This is a genomic window from Enterococcus sp. 2G9_DIV0600, assembly GCF_002140615.1.
GTDB lineage: Bacteria > Bacillota > Bacilli > Lactobacillales > Enterococcaceae > Enterococcus_D > Enterococcus_D innesii.
In genome coordinates, this window is record NZ_NGLL01000001.1 from 1,017,851 (window position 1) to 1,038,137 (window position 20,287).

Annotated in this window: 20 protein-coding genes; 17 read left to right on the forward strand and 3 right to left on the reverse strand. The window is 44.8% G+C overall.

Annotated elements, in window-relative coordinates:
• The 11 genes from A5870_RS04870 to A5870_RS04925 all read left to right on the forward strand — a co-directional run bounded on the left by A5870_RS04870 (position 1) and on the right by A5870_RS04925 (position 10,566).
• Positions 1-1,362 carry a hypothetical protein gene (locus tag A5870_RS04870; RefSeq protein ID WP_005225442.1) on the forward strand — a complete coding sequence of 454 codons (1,362 nt, stop codon included), beginning with the start codon at positions 1-3 and terminating at the stop codon, positions 1,360-1,362.
• Positions 1,363-1,378: 16 nt separating this feature from the next.
• Positions 1,379-2,602: an amidohydrolase family protein gene (locus A5870_RS04875; protein ID WP_086291985.1), complete on the forward strand. Its 1,224-nt coding sequence runs from the start codon at positions 1,379-1,381 to the stop codon at positions 2,600-2,602.
• Positions 2,603-2,848: 246 nt separating this feature from the next.
• Positions 2,849-3,256 carry a helix-turn-helix domain-containing protein gene (locus tag A5870_RS04880; RefSeq protein WP_086291986.1) on the forward strand — a complete coding sequence of 136 codons (408 nt, stop codon included), beginning with the start codon at positions 2,849-2,851 and terminating at the stop codon, positions 3,254-3,256.
• A 321-nt stretch (positions 3,257-3,577) separates the two neighbouring features.
• The gene (locus A5870_RS04885) at positions 3,578-4,144 is read left to right on the forward strand and encodes an LOG family protein (RefSeq protein WP_086291987.1); all 567 of its coding nucleotides are present in this window, start codon (positions 3,578-3,580) and stop codon (positions 4,142-4,144) included.
• Positions 4,141-4,581: a nucleoside 2-deoxyribosyltransferase gene (locus A5870_RS04890; RefSeq protein ID WP_086291988.1), complete on the forward strand. Its 441-nt coding sequence runs from the start codon at positions 4,141-4,143 to the stop codon at positions 4,579-4,581. Before A5870_RS04885 ends, A5870_RS04890 begins: the two co-directional genes overlap by 4 nt.
• A 15-nt stretch (positions 4,582-4,596) precedes the next feature.
• Positions 4,597-5,319, forward strand: a complete 723-nt coding sequence (locus A5870_RS04895) for a deoxynucleoside kinase (RefSeq protein ID WP_005225447.1) — start codon at positions 4,597-4,599, stop codon at positions 5,317-5,319.
• 67 nt (positions 5,320-5,386) lie between these two features.
• A complete protein-coding gene (locus A5870_RS04900; protein WP_086291989.1) occupies positions 5,387-6,238 on the forward strand; it encodes a helix-turn-helix domain-containing protein in 852 nt (283 codons plus the stop codon).
• Between the two features lie 201 nt (positions 6,239-6,439).
• On the forward strand, positions 6,440-7,378 hold the full coding sequence (locus tag A5870_RS04905) for an FAD:protein FMN transferase (protein ID WP_086291990.1): 939 nt from the start codon (positions 6,440-6,442) through the stop codon (positions 7,376-7,378).
• A gap of 24 nt (positions 7,379-7,402) precedes the next feature.
• Positions 7,403-8,008, forward strand: a complete 606-nt coding sequence (locus A5870_RS04910) for an NADPH-dependent FMN reductase (protein WP_086291991.1) — start codon at positions 7,403-7,405, stop codon at positions 8,006-8,008.
• A gap of 26 nt (positions 8,009-8,034) precedes the next feature.
• Positions 8,035-9,255 carry an NAD(P)H-dependent oxidoreductase gene (locus A5870_RS04915; protein WP_170924031.1) on the forward strand — a complete coding sequence of 407 codons (1,221 nt, stop codon included), beginning with the start codon at positions 8,035-8,037 and terminating at the stop codon, positions 9,253-9,255.
• Between the two features lie 261 nt (positions 9,256-9,516).
• Positions 9,517-10,566, forward strand: a complete 1,050-nt coding sequence (locus A5870_RS04925; RefSeq protein ID WP_086291994.1) for an FUSC family protein — start codon at positions 9,517-9,519, stop codon at positions 10,564-10,566.
• Positions 10,567-10,654: 88 nt separating this feature from the next.
• Here the strand turns inward: A5870_RS04925 and A5870_RS04930 are convergent, their stop codons facing one another.
• Positions 10,655-11,659 carry a DUF389 domain-containing protein gene (locus A5870_RS04930; RefSeq protein WP_242595984.1) on the reverse strand — a complete coding sequence of 335 codons (1,005 nt, stop codon included), beginning with the start codon at positions 11,657-11,659 and terminating at the stop codon, positions 10,655-10,657.
• 188 nt (positions 11,660-11,847) lie between these two features.
• On the opposite strand from A5870_RS04930, the gene A5870_RS04935 reads away from it, so the two are divergent.
• The 5 genes from A5870_RS04935 to A5870_RS04955 all read left to right on the forward strand — a co-directional run bounded on the left by A5870_RS04935 (position 11,848) and on the right by A5870_RS04955 (position 18,291).
• Positions 11,848-12,447, forward strand: coding sequence for an NUDIX hydrolase N-terminal domain-containing protein (locus A5870_RS04935; protein WP_086291996.1), 600 nt, complete (start codon positions 11,848-11,850; stop codon positions 12,445-12,447).
• Between the two features lie 160 nt (positions 12,448-12,607).
• Complete coding sequence (locus A5870_RS04940) at positions 12,608-13,918, forward strand: NCS2 family permease (RefSeq protein ID WP_081116571.1); 1,311 nt, start codon at positions 12,608-12,610, stop codon at positions 13,916-13,918.
• A gap of 369 nt (positions 13,919-14,287) precedes the next feature.
• Positions 14,288-15,283 carry a LacI family DNA-binding transcriptional regulator gene (locus tag A5870_RS04945; protein ID WP_086291997.1) on the forward strand — a complete coding sequence of 332 codons (996 nt, stop codon included), beginning with the start codon at positions 14,288-14,290 and terminating at the stop codon, positions 15,281-15,283.
• A gap of 145 nt (positions 15,284-15,428) precedes the next feature.
• The gene (locus A5870_RS04950; RefSeq protein WP_086291998.1) at positions 15,429-16,805 is read left to right on the forward strand and encodes a PTS transporter subunit EIIC; all 1,377 of its coding nucleotides are present in this window, start codon (positions 15,429-15,431) and stop codon (positions 16,803-16,805) included.
• 43 nt (positions 16,806-16,848) lie between these two features.
• Positions 16,849-18,291 carry a glycoside hydrolase family 32 protein gene (locus A5870_RS04955; protein ID WP_086291999.1) on the forward strand — a complete coding sequence of 481 codons (1,443 nt, stop codon included), beginning with the start codon at positions 16,849-16,851 and terminating at the stop codon, positions 18,289-18,291.
• A gap of 125 nt (positions 18,292-18,416) precedes the next feature.
• On the opposite strand, the gene A5870_RS04960 is transcribed toward A5870_RS04955, so the two are convergent.
• A complete protein-coding gene (locus tag A5870_RS04960; protein WP_086292000.1) occupies positions 18,417-19,085 on the reverse strand; it encodes a cyclic nucleotide-binding domain-containing protein in 669 nt (222 codons plus the stop codon).
• A 92-nt stretch (positions 19,086-19,177) separates the two neighbouring features.
• Here A5870_RS04960 and A5870_RS04965 point away from each other — a divergent pair, with 92 nt between their 5' ends.
• Positions 19,178-19,837, forward strand: a complete 660-nt coding sequence (locus A5870_RS04965; RefSeq protein ID WP_034878443.1) for a YczE/YyaS/YitT family protein — start codon at positions 19,178-19,180, stop codon at positions 19,835-19,837.
• Positions 19,838-19,858: 21 nt separating this feature from the next.
• On the opposite strand, the gene A5870_RS04970 is transcribed toward A5870_RS04965, so the two are convergent.
• A complete protein-coding gene (locus tag A5870_RS04970; protein WP_242595985.1) occupies positions 19,859-20,185 on the reverse strand; it encodes an arsenic metallochaperone ArsD family protein in 327 nt (108 codons plus the stop codon).
• Positions 20,186-20,287 lie beyond the last annotated feature (102 nt).

The window sequence follows — 20,287 nt, forward strand, 5'->3', positions numbered from 1 at the left end:
ATGAAAAAAAAGGGAACGTTCGTCTCACTGTTTATGGCTCTCATTCTTTTTATCTTTTCAGAAAGAACAGTGTTTGCGGCAGAAGCGATCAATGAGATCGTCGCACCAACAGGAGTCAAAGCATTTCTAGTACTGATTCCGTTAGTGTTAGTGCTGGTTTTGCTCTTTAAAAAAGTAGATATGATCATTGCTGGCTTGATTGCTGGGATCTTGGCGATGATTATTGGCGGGATCAGTTTAGCTGAAGCCAATTCGCAACTGTTGGAAGCTATTCCGACGATGTTGAGTATTACGGTGCCAATCATCAATTCCGCTGTAGCGATGGCGGTCTTCAAAGCCGGTAGTTATACGGCAGCCTTAACCTTAGCCAAAAGAGGGACCAAAGGAAAAGTGGAATATGTGGCTGGTTTTATTGTTATCTTATTGGCAGCAGCGACTTATATGTCCGGAATCGGCGGCGGGAGTGCGATGGTGATCGCACCGTTAGCATTTGCGGCAGTTGGGGTGGTACCCGAATTGATCGCAGCGATGTCGTTAGCGGCAGCTGTCTCCTTTACGACTTCTCCTGCCTCTTTGGAATCTAGTATCGTGTCTGAACTAGGCGGCTTTAGTGTCGCTTCTTACGTCGATCAAATGCGCCCATTTTGGTTGTTATTCGTTGGTTTGGCGATTTTATTGGCATTCTTTGGGACCAAGCGTCGTCATCTGGGCTTCAAAGAATCAGCCAATCAAGAGTATGAAAACAAAAGCAATGGTGAATTGTTCAAAACGACACTGCCTGCAATCTTCTTGCTTTTTGCGGTCATCTTTGGTCCGTTGATCAATGACCTGATCGGCTTTGTCCTCTTTACGCCGCTAGTTTATATGGTGGTCACGTTGGCGTTGATTTTTGTTTGTACCGACTTTTCGATGAATCAATCGGTGGAAGCGATGGTGGACGGATCGACGTATATTTTGACCCGCTTGTTCCAAGTGGGGATCTTTTTAGCCTTCATCAACGTGATCGCTGAAACCGGGACGTTTGCTGTAATTGCCGGTGCAGCACAAAATGCCCCCGCAGCGATCGTCGTTCCCGTGGCGATCTTGACGGGTGTCTTGATTGGGATTCCCGCAGGTGCCTATGTCGGCTCCGTTTTAACACTCGTGCTACCAGTTGCCGTTTCATTAGGCTTCCCAGTCTTAGCTCTTGGCTTTGTAACGATGGGGGTTGGCCTCGGCAGTCAAATGAGTTTTGTCAACATTACGATGCAAGCTTTATCTTCTGGTTTCCAAATTCCGATTCTGGATGTAGTCAAAGGAAACGTGAAGTGGTTGAGTTTAGCAGCCGTATTATTATTAGTCATCGGCTTAGTGTTTGGCTGATGGATAGGAGGAAAACATGGATTTATTGATCAAGCAAGCACGTCTTGAAGACGATGCAGAATTAGTAGACATTGCAATTTCAGAAGGAAAAATCACCGCAGTTGCACCCAACATTGAAGAATCAGCAGCAACAACGATTGAGGCGAAAGGCAAAGTGGTGATCCCTGGATTGATCGAAAGCCATATCCACTTAGACAAAGCGTTGATCGCCGATCGTGAACCCAATAATTCAGGTACGTTGCAAGAAGCGATCCAAGTTACGGCAAAGCTGAAACCGACCTTTACCGAAGAAGACATTTATGATCGGGCGAAACGCGCATTAGAAATGCTGATCGTACACGGCACGACTGCTGTGCGCACCCATGCCGAATTTGATCCAGCACAAGGCTTCACAGGGTTTGACACCATCATGCGCTTAAAAGAAGAATACCGCGACTTGATCGATATCCAGGTCGTTGCCTTTCCGCAGGAAGGGATTTTTAAAGCACCCGGGACGGATAAAATGATGATCGAAGCGATGGAGAAAGGCGCCGATGTCGTTGGCGGCATTCCTTACAATGATGCGCCAGCCAATGAGCACATCGACTTGATCTTTGAGATCGCCAAGCGATTTGACAAAGACATTGACTTGCATCAAGATTTTGCCGACGAAGCAGACGATACATCGATCGTCTATCTGTGTGAAAAAACCATCGCAGAAGGCTATCAAGGTCGGGTATCAGTAGGACATTTGACTGCACTGCATGCCATGGAACCTGATCAGCTGGCAGAAGTCATCGATTTGATGGTCACAGCCCAAATCAATGTGATGCCGTTGCCTGCGACCGACTTGCACTTAGGTGCCAGAAACGATGCCTACAACGTTCGCCGTGCCGTGACGCCGATTCGTAAATTACGTGATGCTGGTGTGAATATCTGTTTAGGCAGCAACAATATCCGTAACGCCTTTACACCATATGGCAACGGTGATTTGATTCAAATTGCTATGTTGGCTGTGCCAGTGGCGCATTTAGGCGGCGCCGATGACCTGCCGACGGTCTTGCCAATGATCACGACCAATACCGCTAAAGCATTAAATATCAAAGACTATGGAATCGCTGTTGGCAACCGCGCAGATTTGATTCTTTTAGATACCCAAAGAAAAGCCGATGTGCTGATCGATATTCCTGAACGTTTGATGGTCATCAAAAATGGCCGCATCACCGTAGAAGTCAAAAAAGAAGTGACGATCCACCGTTAGTAACAGGTCATGTTTTCTCAAGTAGTACGATTTATTCGTGCTACTTTTTTTATCGTAATATAGTCGAAATAAAAAAATCATTTTCTAGTCATTTATTCTTTTTTCATCTATGATAGAAAGAAAACCACTATCACGGAGAGTTCGTTTAAGAAAATCCTGTCAAAACTGTTTGACAATGCCGTAATATCAATGGATTTGAGCAGAAACCACAGCAGGTCTGCGTTAAGGTAGAAGAAGGAGGCCAAGATGACGATTGGGGAAGCATTAAAGAACCATCGAGTCACACAGCAAATGAGCCAAGAAGAAGTAGCAACAAAAATTTTAGTGACCCGCACATCGATCTCAAATTGGGAAACCGGCAAGACGGTACCAGACAGTTTGAATTTATTGAAACTGAGTACCCTTTATGGGTGCAGCGTCGATGAGCTATTAAAAAAGGAGCGAGCAGGAATGAAAAAGAACTTTCGTACGATGACCTATGGTGCTGGATTGAAAGACGGAACGATGCGTTTGAAAATCGAGACCGATGCCAGCAAGTTTTTCCCACGAGGGGTTGAAGTCAAAGCATCTGTCGATTTAGAAACAGGAGAAGTGACTTTTTTTGTCGAGCAAGAGGATCTGCAAAAGCTGAAAGCAGCCACCGACGAAAAATAATTTTTTTATACAGTTTTTTGCTGAATTTTGTTTGGACAAGAGAAAAAAGTGATGGATAAAAAAACACGAGCCTAGCTGCATCGTGTTTTTTTATGTGGGATGAAAGAGGGCTGAGGCAATCGATGAAAGCTGGTTCTGTTTGTTCTTGGCTGCTATTTTCAAGGTTTGTAAGGTTTAAGGGAAAGCGAAAAGATGTAAATGACTATATACAATATATAGTGAATAGAACGATTTTTATCTAAATGAAGCACAATATGTAGTATTTACTTTTTTAAGAGATTGTGTAAAATAGCAGGTGTAGTGAAGAAGGAGCTGTTGTTTTTGAGAGTAACTGTATGTTGCGATACCCGTTTAGAAAATGAGGAAAAGTTGGCAAAGACCGCTCGTGCCATCGGCAATGCCTTAGCAAAAAATCACATCGAGTTGGTTTATTGTGGCCCTTTGGCTGGCTTGATGAGGGAGATCGTGAAAGGGGTCTTTGAAAAAGAAGGCGCAGTGACGGGGATCTATCCATCAGGTTCCTTTGCAGAAGATTTGCCGCCAATCATCACTGGATCAAGCACATACACCGAGTTCTATACGGATACGAGGGAGGAACAAACGCAACAGTTATTGGAAATGAGCGATGCCTACCTTGTATTACCTGGTGGATTTGGTACACTAGAGGAGTTGTCATCAGTATGCTCTTTTATGACTCTTGGGAAATTGCCAGTCAAGCCGATCGGTGTGTTAATGAACGAAGGCTTGAAGGATGGACTGAAGCCGCTGCTAACAATGTTTGAAGTTTGGGCTGAACTGCCGGAAACGCTCTTTTTCCTATCTGACGTTGAGTCGTTGATCCAACGATTGGCGGCGAAGGGGTCAGGAAAGGAGTGCTTAGCAGGATGAAGCAGGTCTATTTAGCTGGACCATTTTTTTCAAACGAACAAGTCGCACGACTCAAACAGGTAGAACGCAGTTTAGCTGAAAACTCGCAACACTTGGCGATCTATTCGCCGCGCCTGTATCAAGAAGGTTCATCTGAACCCAATACACCGGAATGGGCGAGAGAAATTTTTGAAAAAGACATGCCGGAATTGACACGAGCCGACGTCGTCGTTGTCGTTGTGGATTACCATGGTGGAATCCCTGATCCAGGAACAGCCTTTAAAATCGGCGCAGCACACGTACGAAATAAACCAGTGATCGCTTTTCAGGAAAAAAGCTCGGCGGTCAATCTGATGTTGACGGAGTCGGTACAAGCGTATTTGACTGATTTGGCGGCACGAATAGCGTATGATTTTGAAGCGATGGCGCACCGAGCATTTGTCGGTGACTATATTTAATAAAGGATGATGAATGTGTTATTAATCGCAGGAACGATCGGGGCAGGAAAAAGCAGTTTGACTGATTTTTTATCGAAGGAAATGGCGTCGAAGCCTTTCTATGAAAACGTGGAGGACAACGATGTCCTGCCATTGTTTTATTCCAATCCAGAACGATACGCCTTTTTATTGCAGATTTTTTTCTTAAACAAAAGTTTTTTAGGGATGCGGGAAGCGTTGTCGAATGATGACAATGTCATTGACCGCTCCATCTATGAGGACAGTTTGATGTTTCATCTAAATGCCGATCTAGGTCGCATCGCACCGATGGAAGTCGAACAATACGATAATCTGTTGAATACGATGCTGCGGGAATTGGAAGAATCGGCGCCGTTGAAACATCCAGATTTAATGGTTCATATCAAAGTTTCCTTGGATACAATGATCGAACGGATCAATAAACGTGGCCGTTCCTATGAACAAATTGCCAACGATCCGACATTGTACGACTATTACAAAGAATTGAATCAGCGATATGATGAATGGTATGAAAACTTTGACGTTTGTCCGAAAATGCAAATCGATGGGGATCAATTGGACTTTGTTGCCAATGAAGACAACCTCATGGTGATCCTCGAGATGATCCAAGAAAAATTGGCAGAGGTCCGTCAGACCCATGGCAAAGGCCACTATTGTACGGACAAAGCCATCGCAAAAGGTGATTTTTCCAAGAAAAACGCAGCATCTGTGACAAGCTGACCCAGCTGTTGAGGACAGCTTACTGAAAAAAACAAGTGTCTTATCGACAAGGGGAGGGAGCAAGGCGATGAATGTTGAACGATTTATTGAGGTGAGGAAGCAGGCGGGCTTCACGCAGCAAGAACTTTCGGAAGGAATTTGTACGCAAGCCACTTTGAGTAAATTTGAAAACAACGGTCAGGCACCGTCCCTCAAAATTTTGATCAAATTGTGTAATCGGATCGGCTTGCCATTGGTCGACTTGTTTTCTTCCATGAATGTCACAACGACCAAAATCAAAGAAGAATTGGCAAAAGCCGAATTCTACTTGATCACGAGCGAGTATGAACAGTTGGCTGCATTGTTAAGTCAAATCGAAGTGAAGTTGATCGATGAACCAGCATTAAAAGCGCAATATGATTATTTAAAAGGCTTTGAAATGATTTTTAATGAAGCTGCGATTACCGATGTCTTGTTTCAATTCGATCAGTTATTGATGAATGAAACGGCGGAGGAATTGTTTGATCTCTTAGCGTATACTGGGATCGGTTTGGTGTATGCCAGAGAAGAGGAATGGGCAAAGGCTGAGTTTTATGTGACGAAGGTCTTTGAGAAAATTTATACCTATCCGATCAAAACGATCGAAGACACGTGGCGGGTGTTGAACATCGTCTTTCATTGCGGCGTCTTTTATGCCAAAGTCGATGATTTGGAAACTAGTGATACCTTGTTGAATTATGTGTTGGCGATTTGTTCCGACAATCATTTGACTTACTACTTGGCTCGCGCGGCAGCCCAACTGACCGAAAATGCTATTCGCGAACAACAGCCGAAAGAAACAATTTTGGAAATGTTACACGATGCACGAGCGTATGCCAAAATCAATAAAAATGTAAAATTACTGGCGCATTTAAAAGCGGTCGAAGAAACGATTGATTAAAAATATATTTTCGACAAAAAATTTTTGTTGCTCAAATGCTTGATAACTAGCAGTCCTTTCGACGAAGGGACTGCTTTTTTGAATTCCTTTTATATAAAAAAATATATAATCGTGTTGACAAAAAAATATATCGGGAGTATTCTTTAATTGTGAAAAAGCTAACATAATTTGAGATGCATCGTTTTGAGGAGAAGGGATTTTATGAAGGCAGCAGTGAGAGAAGCCACTCGCACGATTCAGCGGATGGGCACGTCCATTGAGTTAAAAGTCGCTCATACAAAACCAGAAAGTGTACTGGACGAGCTAGAGACCCAGCTGAAAGGATACGACCATCGCTTTAGTGCCAATGATCCGCGATCGGAATTGAATCAGCTGAATCAGTTGGCAGGACAAAAGGGGCTTGTGCTTGATCCAGAATTGTACCAGCTGATCGAAATCGGCAAACATCATAGTTGTGCTCCCCACAGTCAGCTGAATATTGCCATCGGTCCACTGGTCCAAGCATGGCGCATCGGGTTTGAAGATGCCCGCATCGTATCAAAGACGCAGGTCAAAGAATTGCTTGCGCTAACAGACCCGCAACAGATCCAATTGGCAGCAGGCAAGGTTTTTTTGAAAAAAGCTGGAATGAGGATCGACCTCGGAGCATTAGCAAAAGGCTACATCGCTGATAAGTTACGCACCCTTTGCCAAGCCCGTGGAGCAGCGTATGGATTGATCAACTTAGGCGGAAATATTGTCTGTTTCGGCGCTGCACCAAATCATTCGGACGGGCATTGGCGGATCGGGATCCGAGATCCCAAAGGCGGTCGGGCAGACACCTTGGGCATTCTGCCAATCAAGGACCAAACCGTCGTCACTTCGGGAATCTATGAGCGGGTATTGACCACCGCTGAAGGAACGTATCATCATTTGATTGATCCTCAGAGTGGCTTTCCCATCGAATGTGGGTATTTGAGCATCACGATCGTTGCAGCGACATCGTTACTGGGGGAAATCTGGACTTCGCGATTGTTTGGCAAGCCCATTCCAGTTGTTTTACAAGAGATTCAGCAGCAGCCAGAAATCGAAGGAATCATCGTAACCAAAGAAAATGAAGTCATCGCCTCTAAAGGCATTCAGGCAAGACTTTTAAGATAGCCCAACCAGAAAGGAAGAGACAGGATGAAATTTATCGGATTCGTGGGAACCAATGCCACTCGTTCCACCAATCGCACGTTGTTGCAGTTTATGAAAAAAATGTTTGCCAATGAGGCAGAAATCGAACTAGTCGAGATCAAAGATCTCCCATTGTTCAACAAACCAGAATCAAAGGAGTTGCCCGTACAAGTAACCCAGCTTGCCGAAAAAATCGCGGTAGCAGACGGTGTGATCATCAGTACACCAGAATACGATCATGCCGTACCCGCAGCGTTGATCAATGCCCTGAACTGGTTGTCCTATGGAATTTTCCCTTTTGTTGACAAGCCAGTGATGATCACTGGTGCTTCTTATGGGACGTTAGGTTCTTCTCGTGCCCAAGCTCATCTAAGACAGATTCTGGATTCTCCAGAGTTAAAAGCACGGATCATGCCTAGCTCTGAATTTCTCTTAGGTCATTCGCTGCAAGCGTTTGACGACCAAGGCAACTTGATCGATGAAGAGCAGACCCAAAAACTGCAAGGACTGTTCAACGATTTTCTTTTATTTGTAAAAATTACCAGCCAGTTGCAGCACGCCCATGCCGCCAATCAAAAAGAAGCTGCTGAATTTTCATGGGAAACCATCTAATCGCAAAAGATAGGAGCGTAAAGACAATGAAATTGATCGGAATCGTCGGATCAGCCGCTGAAGTCTCCACCAATCGTCAGCTGCTGAACTTTATCAAAAAGCAATACAAAAAGGAATTCACGTTAGAACTTGTAGAGATCAAAGACTTTCCTCTATTTAATCAAGAGGAAGATCAAACCCAAAACCCAGCCATCCAGCGTTTGAATCGGCAATTGCTGATGGCAGACGGTGTGATCATTGCTACACCAGAGCACAACCATACCGTGACGGCAGGACTGAAAAGCTTGCTAGAATGGCTTTCATTCAAGATCCATCCTCTGGAAAACAAACCAGTAATGATCGTGGGTGCCTCTTACTATGATCAAGGAACATCAAGGGCCCAGCTGCATCTGCGCCAGATTTTGGACGCACCGGGAGTCAATGCTTTAGTGATGCCAGGAAATGAGTTTTTGTTGGGCAAAGCCAAAGAAGCTTTCGATGAAGCGGGTGATTTGATCGATGCCCGAACGGTTGCTTTTTTAGATGCGACGATCAACAGCTTCTTGCAATTTATCAAAGTCGTTTCTGCCTTAGCGGGTCTCAAACAATTGCCGCCCGAAGACCTCTACGCCACAGGGAAAATCGCAACCACCGTGGAAGGGGTGGATATGTATGATGATCAATGGCTGGAAAAAGCCGCTGAAGCAGTCGGTGCTGTTTCTGGCAATACCTACGTCAAACTAAATCGCGGCTTGCTGACAGTCGATCAGATCAATTACTTCTTAGATTCGATGCCGATGGAATTGACATTTGCCGATAGCAACAACCAATTCTTGTATTACAATCTGCGGGAAGAAGCCCAAAATATGCTGGCAGCACGTGTGCCAGGACAAGTCGGCAATCCATTAGCAAAATGCCATCCTGAAAAATCCTTCAAAAATGTTGAGTGGGTGATCCAACAGCTGCGCAGTGGAGCGACCGACGCGGTTCGGGTCCATGTACCGAAACAGGTGCCAGAAAAATACATCGTCCACAATTATCAAGCGATGCACGATGAAAACGGCGAATATGCGGGGATCAACGAATACATCCTTGATTTCAAGCCAATCATCGAATGGTATTTGCAACAAACCGGTCAAAAACTTGTCGGCAATGAAGACGCCATTTCCAGTGCTTCTGTGCACCAAGAACCGACCGATGCGGTCACTAGTGCCAGTACTCATGACGCACCTGCAGCAGATGCGGTCACCAGCGCTTCAGTGAAATAAGGGTTGTCTAAAGGGAGAGAAGGAATCGCTAGAAGCATTCGCTTGCAATCAGTTGCCAAGCGAATGCTTCTCTTTTTGCTGCTTTTTCATGAATGAACGGTTTTCTATGAGCGATTGAGTTGATCAAGGACATCGTTGCGAGGATTTCACAAAGTTTCTGAAAAAAATTTGCATATTCATCGTTTGCTTCGTATACTAGTTTAGGACGTTGCTTATAAAACGGCTGTATCATCGTACATATTTTGTGATAGGAGGAATTGCATGAAAGACAAACGAAAAGTCTTGCGTCCGTTAGGATCAGGGTTTGCGATGGCGGTTCCTTTGTTTATAGGGATCCTCGTTCAGGACCCTTTGATAAGTTCTGTGGGGGCGATGGGGGCTTTTTCATACTTAGCTTTTCAACATCGGTCCCTTTTTTATAATCTGCGCGCCATTTTGACCCACGGCGCGGCGATACTGCTGGCCTTTATTTTAGGCGCTGGGACAGCACTGATTCCTTGGAGCGCGCCTTTTATTATCGGTGCGTTATCGTTTACTGCGTTTTTGTTGTCAAAAGTGATGCGGATCCCCAAGCCGGATTATTTCTTCGTGTTGATGCTTTATGCCACCGGCTTTAATTTTCACGCCGCGCACCTTGGAGAGATCTTGCACCACAGTTCCTATTTGCTTTATGGCATCGCAGGTTCGCTGCTTGCTGGACTGGTGATTTCGTTAGCTGAACAGCTACCGTTGAAAGAAGAAAAAACGGCCTTTCAACAACTGAGCTTGCACGAGAAATATTCGCTGGCATTATCTCAGCAACCAGAAATGGTCATCAAAGCGTTGCACTTTTCTTTGATCTTGTTTATTGCCACCTACATTGCCTATCTGTTGCGGGACAGCAACGGCTATTGGATCTTGATTTCCGCTGCTGCCGTCTTGGCAGGGGAACATATGGAAAAAATCAAAAATCGCACGATCGGCAGGGTACTGGGAGGAATCGTAGGGCTGCTGCTGGGTTTCTTATTGATGTCCTTGCATATGCCCCTTGAAGCGATCGCAGTTGTCTTGATCATTCTAAACATATTGACGGAGTTTTTTATGCCAGTCAATTATACCGTTGCTAATTTTTTTACCAACCCACAAGTCCTGCTGTTAATGACGATCGGTACTAGTTTTACGCCACTGAAATTGATCCCATTGCGTTTTTCAGGGGCATTGATTGGCAGCGTGCTGGCAATGCTGTTGATCTTTCTAATGGATTGGGCAGTAAAGCAAATGGAGCAAGCGCTGGGAAATAAGCCAGAAGACACGACGGATCAAACACAATAGTATGCACCATCATCGATAAGCAAGAGCAGCTGCTCTTGCTTTTTTTGATGGAATCGGAAAATTATCATGGTGCCAGTTTATTGAATGTTTAGTCTAAGCCCAAAAATTTCGAAGTTCCTTGGTTTTGGACTTGTAGGATTTCGGCTAATACTTTGGCATCAAATTGCCCCTCTTTATTGGCAGAATAGACATTGACCTTGAGCTGGTAGTCGGGCAAAGCATAGTTTTCAAGACTTGCTTCAAGTTGCGCGACCGCTTGTTTCGAGAGTGGCTCACCGACGAGTTTTAATTCAAGGGATTGTTTCTGCTCATTAAGTGTTTGCTCCAGCAAATAATGTTCCCCCAGTTTGGCTTCTACAAAACGCTTGGCATGGTATTCCACGATGGTCGTTTGGATCGTCGTATAAACGAAGAAACTACCAATGACCGTGATCGGTAAGGCAACCACGGCAAACTTCCACAATTTTTGGTGACGAAAATCCCCATACTGCAACAGCCAGATGGTAATGAACAAGGAAAAACAAATCAAAAAGGAATTAGTGAAGAAGAGTTGAGCGGATTCCCATGAAATCGAATAGTCTTTGATCGACAGCCCATAACCCGTTACACAAAGCGGCAAAATCAGGGACGTCCCGATGGAGACCCCGATAATGACATCGTTGTCGCGGCCTCTGACTTTGGCAAATGCCAGTGCTGAACCACCGATCAATGCGACGCAAATATCCCAAATCGTCGCAGACGTTTGGGTGATGATTTCAGGTGTTGTATCTTTGACTGGGGTGAGTAAGAAAAAGGCAAATGAGATGATAAGTACGATGATGACTTGGATGCTAAAGACCAGCAGTCCTTTTTTAACCAAACGTAAATGAGAAAGACCTAAACCAAAGCCGATCCCGTTGATCCCATTTAAAAGTGGTGAAATCAACATCGCCCCGATAATCGTTGTCGTAGAGTTGTAGTTCAAACCAATCGAAGCAATCAGCGTTGCACAAACTAAAAGTGCATAGACGAGCATCGTTTGGTCCATATCTTTTTGAATTTTTCCAATCAATTGTTCTTTGGAAACTAAATCAGGTGTTAAGTTCACCTTCATCATCCTTTCTGAGAAAAATCATTCTACTCTTTTCATTGTCCCTTAAATCGACTGATTTTACAAAAATCTGCGTTTATAGGCGTTGGCAGCCATGAGAATTCAAGGATTGGGTTGCCAATCTTTTGCAAAACCGCCGATTTCCTCTAGAATAAGAAGCATAACAGAGAAATGGAAAAGGCGGGGAATGGATGAAAGATTATTTTGCGCAATACAAACGCCTGTTATCGATCGCTGAAGCAGGTTTGTACTATGGCAAAGATGTGTACGATAAGGAACGTTATCAAGAAATCAAAGAGTTGGCATTGCATTTGATGAGTACCGTCGTGGATCAAGACGCAGCTGCGTTGACCCTTTTAACAGAAAAAAATGAGGGCTATCCTACGCCCAAAGTCGATGTACGAGCATTGATCCAAAAAGACGAAAAAATCTTGCTGGTGGAAGACAGCCTGACGAAAGAATGGTCACTGCCAGGAGGCTATGCAGAAATTGGCTTGACACCACGGGAAAACATCAAAAAAGAAGTGCTGGAAGAAACCGGCTTGCTAGTAGAGGTCAAAGAGCTACGTGCAATTTTTGATACGAATCTAAGACAAGACATTCCGCAAGTGTTTCAATACTATAAGTTGGTCTTTGAATGTGAGGTTCTGGCAGGGGACTTCATCAAAAACAGTGAAACCTCCAACAGCGATTACTTTGCGTTGACCGAGCTGCCAAAGCTTTCCATCAAGCGCACCACCAAGGAACAGCTGGAGCAATTGGTGAATGAGAAGTCGTTACACGTGGATTAGAAACAACTAAAGGTAAGATGTTGGAAAAAGCGTTTTATTGGTTTTTTTAACCGGATAATATTTACTTGCAGATAAAGTTGGTTTATGATTGATTTCGTCGTTTTCATTATAAAAAATCAAGCAATCGTGATACCTTTGCTTGATTGCTGGAGGAGTAAAAATGAAGAATCAAATCAATTCCTTTTTTGGGCTGGATGCCCTACAAACAACGGTCAAGCGAGAAATCTTAGCTGGATTTACCACCTTTATCTCAATGGCCTATATTTTATTCGTCAATCCAACGGTCCTTGGGGCATCTGGGATGGACGAAGGTGCCGTCTTTACAGCAACGGCGTTAGCCAGTGCATTGGGCTGTATCTTGATGGGAGTTCTAGCAAAATACCCGATCGCTACAGCACCCGCATTAGGGATCAACGCTTTCTTTTCTTATTCAGTCTGTATTGGAATGGGGGTTCCATGGCAAACAGCATTAGCCGGTGTGTTTGTGGCATCACTGATTTTTATCGTGATCACGATCTTCAAATTACGGGAGCTGATCATTGATGCGATCCCTGCTGATTTAAAATATGCCATCTCTGGCGGGATCGGTCTGTTCATCGCCTTTTTGGGATTGAGCGAAGGCGGGATCATCGTTTCTGACGATTCGACCCTTGTGGCGCTAGGTTCATTGAGTGTTGGTACGACGTGGCTGACGATTTTTGGTTTAGTGATCACTGCCGTCTTGATGGTTCGCCGAGTTCCTGGCGGAATTTTTATCGGGATGGCCGCAACAACTGTTTTAGGTCTTTTGACTGGCTTGATCCAAGCACCATCCAGTATCGTTTCTGCTGCACCAAGTATTTCTTCCACATTCTTAGTGGCGCTCAACCATGTAGGAGACATCAATTCTCTGCAAATGTGGGTCGTAGTACTGACTTTCTTACTCGTCACTTTCTTTGATACCGCAGGCACCTTGGTGGGACTTGCCAACCAAGCGGGCTTCATGAAAGACAACAAAATGCCACGGGTCGGCAAAGCACTTGCTTCTGATTCCACCGCCATGCTCGCTGGTTCTTTATTAGGTACCTCACCAGTAGGCGCATACGTGGAATCTTCCGCTGGGATCGCCGTGGGCGGTCGTTCTGGCTTGACTGCCGTGACGACTGGAATTTTCTTCTTGTTCGGCTTGTTCTTTTCACCATTGCTATCCGTTGTCACTTCTCAAGTGACCGCACCAGCACTGATCGTCGTAGGTGTATTGATGGCGCAATCGCTGCGAGAAATCAAATGGCACGAAATGGAAATCGCAATCCCAGCCTTCTTGATTCTATTAGGCATGCCGTTGACCTACAGCATCTCCGATGGGATCGCGTTGGGCTTCATCTTTTACCCAATCACCATGTTAGCAGCCAAACGCGGCAAAGAAGTCTCACCAATCATGTACGGCTTGTTCTTTGTCTTTCTTGGGTTTATGTGGATTTTGAATGTGTGAGAGACGTTTTAATGTAAACTTAGTATAGGATTTCAAATAATAAAAAACCAGCTAAGCCACGCTTAACTGGTTTTTTATTATATGTCGCTTGCTATAAAAATGTTCAGAATTGAATAAGGATTTACTATCCGTGGTTTATATGCCGACGGATCAGGGCGTTGTATTGCTTAAAAAAATACTCAATGATCTGATCGATCTTCACCATATCTTGTAAAGGGAGGTTTTAGTTTCTCTACCATTCATTGATTGTAAGATTACTTTGAAGTGAAACTTCCTTCCAAAATCGCCCAACCCAACAATTTTCACGCAAAACCTGCGCTTTTCTTTCAGTTATTGATATAATAAAAGAAAACGCAAAGGTGGGAAATCATGACAACGATCAAGGACATTGCTGAAAAGGCGGGAGTAGCGAAAAGTACGGTTTCCCGCTATCTGAACAATGGCTATATCAGTGAAGAAAAGCGCCAAAAAATTGATCAGATCATTGCTGAAACTGGCTATCGTCCTAATACATTTGCTCGCTCGCTGAAAGCCCAAGACACGAAATTGTTGGGCGTGATCATTCCTCGATTGAATTCGCCATCGACAAATGATGTGTTGAAAGGGATTGATACGACAGCACGGGAAAACGGCTATCAAATGCTGATCACCAACTCTGATCAGAGCGATGAGCGGGAACTAGAAAATATCGAAATGCTGGTCAAACAAAAAGTAGCAGGGATGATCCTTTTTGCGCGTAAAATCACGCCGCAGCTGCAAGCGGTGCTGGCAGAGGTTCCTATGCCGGTTTTATTGTTAGGTCAACAGTTAGCTGGCATTCATTCCATCGTCCATGAAGATTATCAAGCGGGCAAAAACATGGCAGAATATGCAGTCAGCGCTGGCCACCGACGTTATTTATTTGTTGGGGTCAGCGAGAATGATTATGCGGTAGGTGTCTTGCGAAAAAAAGGATTTCTTGATGTCTTGGCACAAACCCCCAACGTCAAGGTGGACTTTATCGAAACGTCTTTTTCTAGAAGAGAAACGTACCAAAAAGCCCTTGTGTTCTTGAAAGATCAACCGGCAACGTACATCGCCTGTGCTACGGACAATATCGCTGTTGCTGTATTGAAAGCCGCCCATGAACTAGGGTACCAAGTGCCGCAAGACTTTTCCTTGAACGGATTTGGCGGCTATGATTCGACGGATTATGTCTATCCGACCATCACAACGACCCAATATCCCTATGTCCAATTAGGCATCGATGCCGTCTTAACGATCCAAAAACTGACACAAGGGGAAGAGGTTCCTGAAGTGATCGAATTACCGAATCGATTAGTGGTCAAACAGTCGACTGCCAAGCTTGACAAGCAGGAGCGATAAAGCAAATATTTTTCGAGAAAACAGAACGTCCAGTTGCGGCGTTCTGTTTTTTATTTTCTTTGCTTGCAATTGCAAACGGTTTCTGTTAATCTACAAATGTAGAACCGGTTCCACAAGTGGACCGACGATCAAAGGAGTGGGAAAAATGAAGGAACAAAAAACGATCGACCAAGTGTTAGAAGCTGTTGGCGGCAAAGAAAATGTCAAAAACTTTGAACACTGTGCCACACGTTTGCGCTTGATTTTGAAAGACGATCAGTTAGTAGATAAAGACAAAGCGGAAGCAGTTGAGGGCAGCAAGGGCTATTTTTTCAACACGGGACAGCATCAATTCATTTTTGGAACAGGAAAAGTCAATGAAGTGTATCAAGCCTTCGCCGCAGAGATGGGCAATGACGCCTCCGCTGAAAAAGCTGGCTTCAAAGATGATGTGTATTCGAATCTGTCACCCGTCCAAAAAGTTGTCCGTACGTTGTCAGATGTCTTGGTGCCACTGATTCCAGCTTTGGTGACGACGGGGCTCTTGATGGGGATTCGGGGATTATTGACCGAGTTGGGGGTCACCTATAGTGCTGACTGGTTAGCTATGTTTGAAATGTTAACGGATACAGCGTTTGCCTTTTTACCTGTTTTGATCGCCTATAGTGCGACGAAAAAATTCGGCGGTAATCCGATCATCGGGATCGTGGTAGGATTGATGATGGTGGCACCGCAATTGCCGAACGCTTGGGCAGTTGCCAGCGGGGATGCAGAGCCACTGCACTTATTCGGTTTATCGATCTCTGGGTATCAAGGGTCGATTTTTCCAGCAATTATTGTCGGGATCTTAGTTTCTAAGCTAGAAAAATGGTTCCGTAAATTTGTTCCGCAAATGATGGACTTGATCGTGACACCATTCTTAACGATCGTCATTACTTTAGGTTTGATTTTGTTTGCGTTAGGACCAATCTTGCAAGTAGCTGAAAGAGCAGTCATCAACAGTATCGTCTACTTGGTGCAAGCACCATTGGGCATCGGTTATATCATTTACGGAGGAGTTCAGCAAGTGATCGTGATCACTGGATTGCACCATTCGTTAAGTATTATTGAGTTAGGGTTATTGAATACGACAGGCGAAAACGTCCTACAAGTCTTAGGTACAGCAAGTATGGCGGGACAATTTGGGGCTGCGATCGCTGCGGCATTTATTTATAAAAACAAAGTCAAACGCTCAAATGCCATCAGTGCGGCGGTTCCAACCTTATTTGGGATCACGGAACCTTTACTATTTGGGGTCAACTTACGCTCGATGCGGATTTTTGGCGCAGGCATGTTAGGGGGCGCAGTCGGCGGGTTTGCGACGTATGTCTTCCAATTAGCTGCCACTGGGATGGGCATCACTTTTATTCCAGGACTATTGTTGTATACTGGAGATTTCGGTGCCATGCTGAAATACGTCCTCGTGATTTTGATTGCCTTTGCAGTCGGTTTTGCTGGTGTCCAATTGCAGCGCAAACCGCTAGCCAAAGAGTTGAACCAATAAATAATCCCTTGTTGTTCATCGGCAAGAGAAAAGAGGTACCACAATGTTAACGAAAGAATACTGGGCACAGCTTGCCCAAACTCAAAGCGAATTAGTGGAAAAAATCAGTGCTGATGCGTGGCGCTTGAACTATCATTTGATGCCAGAAACAGGATGGATGAACGACCCGAACGGTCTTTGCCAATTCAAAGGCGTGGTTCATTTTTACCATCAATATGTACCGCAAACGCCCCACGGCGGAGAACCACCCCATTGGGGACACAAAACGTCGACGGATTTTGTCACGTTTCAAGAAGAAGCGCTGTTTCTTTCTCCCGAACACGACTATGACAAAGACGGGGTCTACTCGGGCTCTGCCTTTATCGAGAATGACACGATCCATTTCTTCTATACTGGGAATGTCAAACATCCTGGTGATCATGACTATACCTTTAGTGGACGAGAACAAAACACGGTCCATGTAATCAGCAAAGACGGCTATACCGTCGAAAAGCAAGAAGTCGTGATTCCTCATGAGGACTACCCTGAAGGATTTACCGATCATATTCGTGACCCAAAGGTTTTTGCCCACGAAGACACCTACTATATGCTGCTAGGCGCGCGTACGTTGGAAAACGAAGGCAAAATTTTGATTTATGAATCGACGGATTTAAATGAATGGACCTATCGAGGAATCTTTTTCGGTGAGGACTATGCTCTAGGCTACATGTGGGAATGCCCAGACTACTTCCATTTAGATGGCAAAGATGTGTTGGTCTTCTCACCGCAAGGCTTGGCAGCCAAAGAACATGCCTACCAAAATATTCATCAATCAGGGTATCTGATCGGTGAGGTGGATTGGGAGACCCTGACGTTCAAAGAAACTTCTGCGTTTCGTGAACTTGATTATGGGTTTGACTTCTATGCCCCGCAAACCTTTGAAGATGAGCAGAAACGTCGGATCTTGTGGGGCTGGATGGGGCTAGGGGATACCAGTCCTGAATACAGCAATCCTACGATCCCTCGCGGCTGGCAGCATGCCGCAACGCTGCCAAGACAGCTTTCGGTCAAAAATGACCAGTTGTATCAAGAACCTTTGCCAGAATTTCAAAAATTGCGAGACAAGCAAGTCAGCCAAAAAATTGTGCTATCAGAGAAACCGCAGCACTTGTCTTTCGATGAATTGGCATATGAGTTGCAAGTTACGGCGGAAGTCCCATTGCAGCAGTTCCAGCTTGGACTTTTGCAAGATACGACTTTGGCTTATGAAGCTGGTGTCTTCACGATCCATCATGGCGTTTCTGGCTACGGTCGTAAACAGCGCAGTGTCAAGGTCGATGAACTGACGCAGCTGCAGATTTTTGTCGATACGTCGTCGATTGAGATTTTCTTAAATGGCGGGCAATATTGTTTGACCTCTCGCGTGTATCCAAAACGGACCGAGGCGATCGCTCTCAGCGGAACTGGCACGGTTACTGTCAATGCATGGGCATTGGCGAAAAAATAAAGCAACGACCCGAAAACGACAGCAAACAGTTGGTTTTTCTTGTTGCGCCTCCTAAAAGTCAGCTTTTTCTCTGGCTTTTAGGGGAGCATCATACCAACTATTTCGCTGTCGTTTTTTGCTTACTACTACTTTTGTTGGTTTTGGATAAAGGTCTGCAGCGCAGGCGCATCGATCCGATAGCCGTCTGCAGTTTTTGAGACTAGTTTTTGCGTTTTGAAATCTTTTAAGGTATACGTCAAATGGCGATAGCTCACGCCTAAGTATTCTGCGGTCTCCGTTAATTTTTCTTGAAAAAGATCATCGATCGAAGCTTCCAACAGTAGCTGGGCAAGGCGCCAAGCCAAGGGATAGGTTTGATTGACGGAAAAATGATCCATACGCAGCAGCAATTTTTCACCGATAGTTTTGCCTAGCGTTTGTACGAAAGCCAGGTCTTGCATGAGCCCGTGAGCTGCTGCTTTCATAGGAATGCCCAGACAAGTTGTTTCACCGATCGCAACCACGGTCTTCGGCACTGTTTCGGCGCCAATCAACGTGAGATCACCAATGCAATCACCAGGATGGAGAAACTGTAGCAAGGCACGTTTGCCGTTTTCTTGCGTTTGAATGATCTTGGCTTTGCCAGTCAATAGGACGAAAAAGACCGACATCGGCACCGTTTCTTTTTGGATCGCTTCTCGATGATCAAAGGTCCAGAGGGCACTTTGTTGTAAAATCTCCTCAGGAATCGGCAAGGGGCAGCTTTCTTTGATTGGTACCTGCTTTATTGCCAAGGCATAAGCGGTTTTTTTCACTTTTTTCCTCCAAACTAGGAGAAATCTCCTATTTGTTTTTAGTCAGTATAGCACATACTTAGAAAAGCAAAAATGAAAGTGTGGGAGAAAAAATGAATAAAAAGCAATGGATAGGATCTGGGATATTTTATGGGCTGAGTGCTTTCGGGATCAGCTTGACCATTAAAGCCAGCGTCGGGGTCAGTAGTTTTAATGCCTTAAATGTCACACTGGCAACGATGTCAGGAATCAAAGTCGGCACCATCACAACAGCCATCAATTTGGGCTTTTTAGCTGCCTGTTGGCTATTGGATCGGCGGCAGACGTCCCTCAAACAAAAAGGCAGTGAGTACTTGATTATGTTTTTTGCTTTGCTGGCATTCGGCTATTTGATCAATGGCTTTGTTTACTATTTCTTGGCATCGCTTCACTTGACGAATTATTGGAGCCAACTAGCTGCTTTGATCGGTGGGATCTTGATTTCTGGAACGGCGACGGGGCAAGTCTTACGGTTGCAGGTCTTGAAATTTCCAATCGAGCACTGGTGTCATTTGCTGGCGCAACGCAGTCGCTGGACGTTCAAGCAGTACCGTTATGGCGTTGATGCGGTCTGTATTTCGGGGGCGCTCTTGCTAGCGATCAGTTTGGGCTTACCGCTAGCGGTGAGGGAAGGGACGGTCATTAGTTTCTTTTTGCTGTCGGGTGCCATCGCTTGGTCGAAGGAACGTGACTTGACTTTAGGAATACCGACACGGCAAAAGCGTCAAGGGTAAATCCTTCAACGCCTTTTGATCTTACGCATCAAATTGCACAGTGATCCCGGATTTCGTCAATTGTTCCCATTCACGGATCGTTGGCAAACGACCTTGACAAAATAGCTGATCGTCGACATAAACGAGCGGAAGACAGCTGCGCCCATTGCTTGCTAATTGCTGGCTAACGGCTTGATTCGTATGGAAAGGGGCAGGATCTTCTGTAAAGAAGTATTCGTCGATCGTTAAAGGTTCGTTATGGAATGTTTGATGAGCCTGAGTCCTTTCTTCATTTATTTTTAACTGGTGAGTCAAGTGTGCTTCCCAAGTATCTTCTTTCTGGTCGGTATAAACAGCGATCGTTGGCATTGCATCAAATCCTTTCATGGTAGCTGATTTGTCAAAAGTATACCTGAATTTCTTGCCACGAGCAAAAAGAGTGCCGAAATTAAGTGAAATGACAAAAAAAGA

Excerpts from the sequence above, each read along its gene's own strand:
- A5870_RS04870 (WP_005225442.1), top strand. The coding sequence starts at position 1 with ATGAAAAAAAAGGGAACGTTCGTCTCACTGTTTATGGCTCTCATTCTT.
- A5870_RS04875 (WP_086291985.1), top strand. The coding sequence starts at position 1,379 with ATGGATTTATTGATCAAGCAAGCACGTCTTGAAGACGATGCAGAATTA.
- A5870_RS04880 (WP_086291986.1), top strand. The coding sequence starts at position 2,849 with ATGACGATTGGGGAAGCATTAAAGAACCATCGAGTCACACAGCAAATG.
- A5870_RS04890 (WP_086291988.1), top strand. The coding sequence starts at position 4,141 with ATGAAGCAGGTCTATTTAGCTGGACCATTTTTTTCAAACGAACAAGTC.
- A5870_RS04900 (WP_086291989.1), top strand. The coding sequence starts at position 5,387 with ATGAATGTTGAACGATTTATTGAGGTGAGGAAGCAGGCGGGCTTCACG.
- A5870_RS04905 (WP_086291990.1), top strand. The coding sequence starts at position 6,440 with ATGAAGGCAGCAGTGAGAGAAGCCACTCGCACGATTCAGCGGATGGGC.
- A5870_RS04910 (WP_086291991.1), top strand. The coding sequence starts at position 7,403 with ATGAAATTTATCGGATTCGTGGGAACCAATGCCACTCGTTCCACCAAT.
- A5870_RS04915 (WP_170924031.1), top strand. The coding sequence starts at position 8,035 with ATGAAATTGATCGGAATCGTCGGATCAGCCGCTGAAGTCTCCACCAAT.
- A5870_RS04925 (WP_086291994.1), top strand. The coding sequence starts at position 9,517 with ATGAAAGACAAACGAAAAGTCTTGCGTCCGTTAGGATCAGGGTTTGCG.
- A5870_RS04930 (WP_242595984.1), bottom strand. The coding sequence starts at position 11,659 with ATGAAGGTGAACTTAACACCTGATTTAGTTTCCAAAGAACAATTGATT.
- A5870_RS04935 (WP_086291996.1), top strand. The coding sequence starts at position 11,848 with ATGAAAGATTATTTTGCGCAATACAAACGCCTGTTATCGATCGCTGAA.
- A5870_RS04940 (WP_081116571.1), top strand. The coding sequence starts at position 12,608 with ATGAAGAATCAAATCAATTCCTTTTTTGGGCTGGATGCCCTACAAACA.
- A5870_RS04945 (WP_086291997.1), top strand. The coding sequence starts at position 14,288 with ATGACAACGATCAAGGACATTGCTGAAAAGGCGGGAGTAGCGAAAAGT.
- A5870_RS04950 (WP_086291998.1), top strand. The coding sequence starts at position 15,429 with ATGAAGGAACAAAAAACGATCGACCAAGTGTTAGAAGCTGTTGGCGGC.
- A5870_RS04955 (WP_086291999.1), top strand. The coding sequence starts at position 16,849 with ATGTTAACGAAAGAATACTGGGCACAGCTTGCCCAAACTCAAAGCGAA.
- A5870_RS04965 (WP_034878443.1), top strand. The coding sequence starts at position 19,178 with ATGAATAAAAAGCAATGGATAGGATCTGGGATATTTTATGGGCTGAGT.
- A5870_RS04970 (WP_242595985.1), bottom strand. The coding sequence starts at position 20,185 with ATGCCAACGATCGCTGTTTATACCGACCAGAAAGAAGATACTTGGGAA.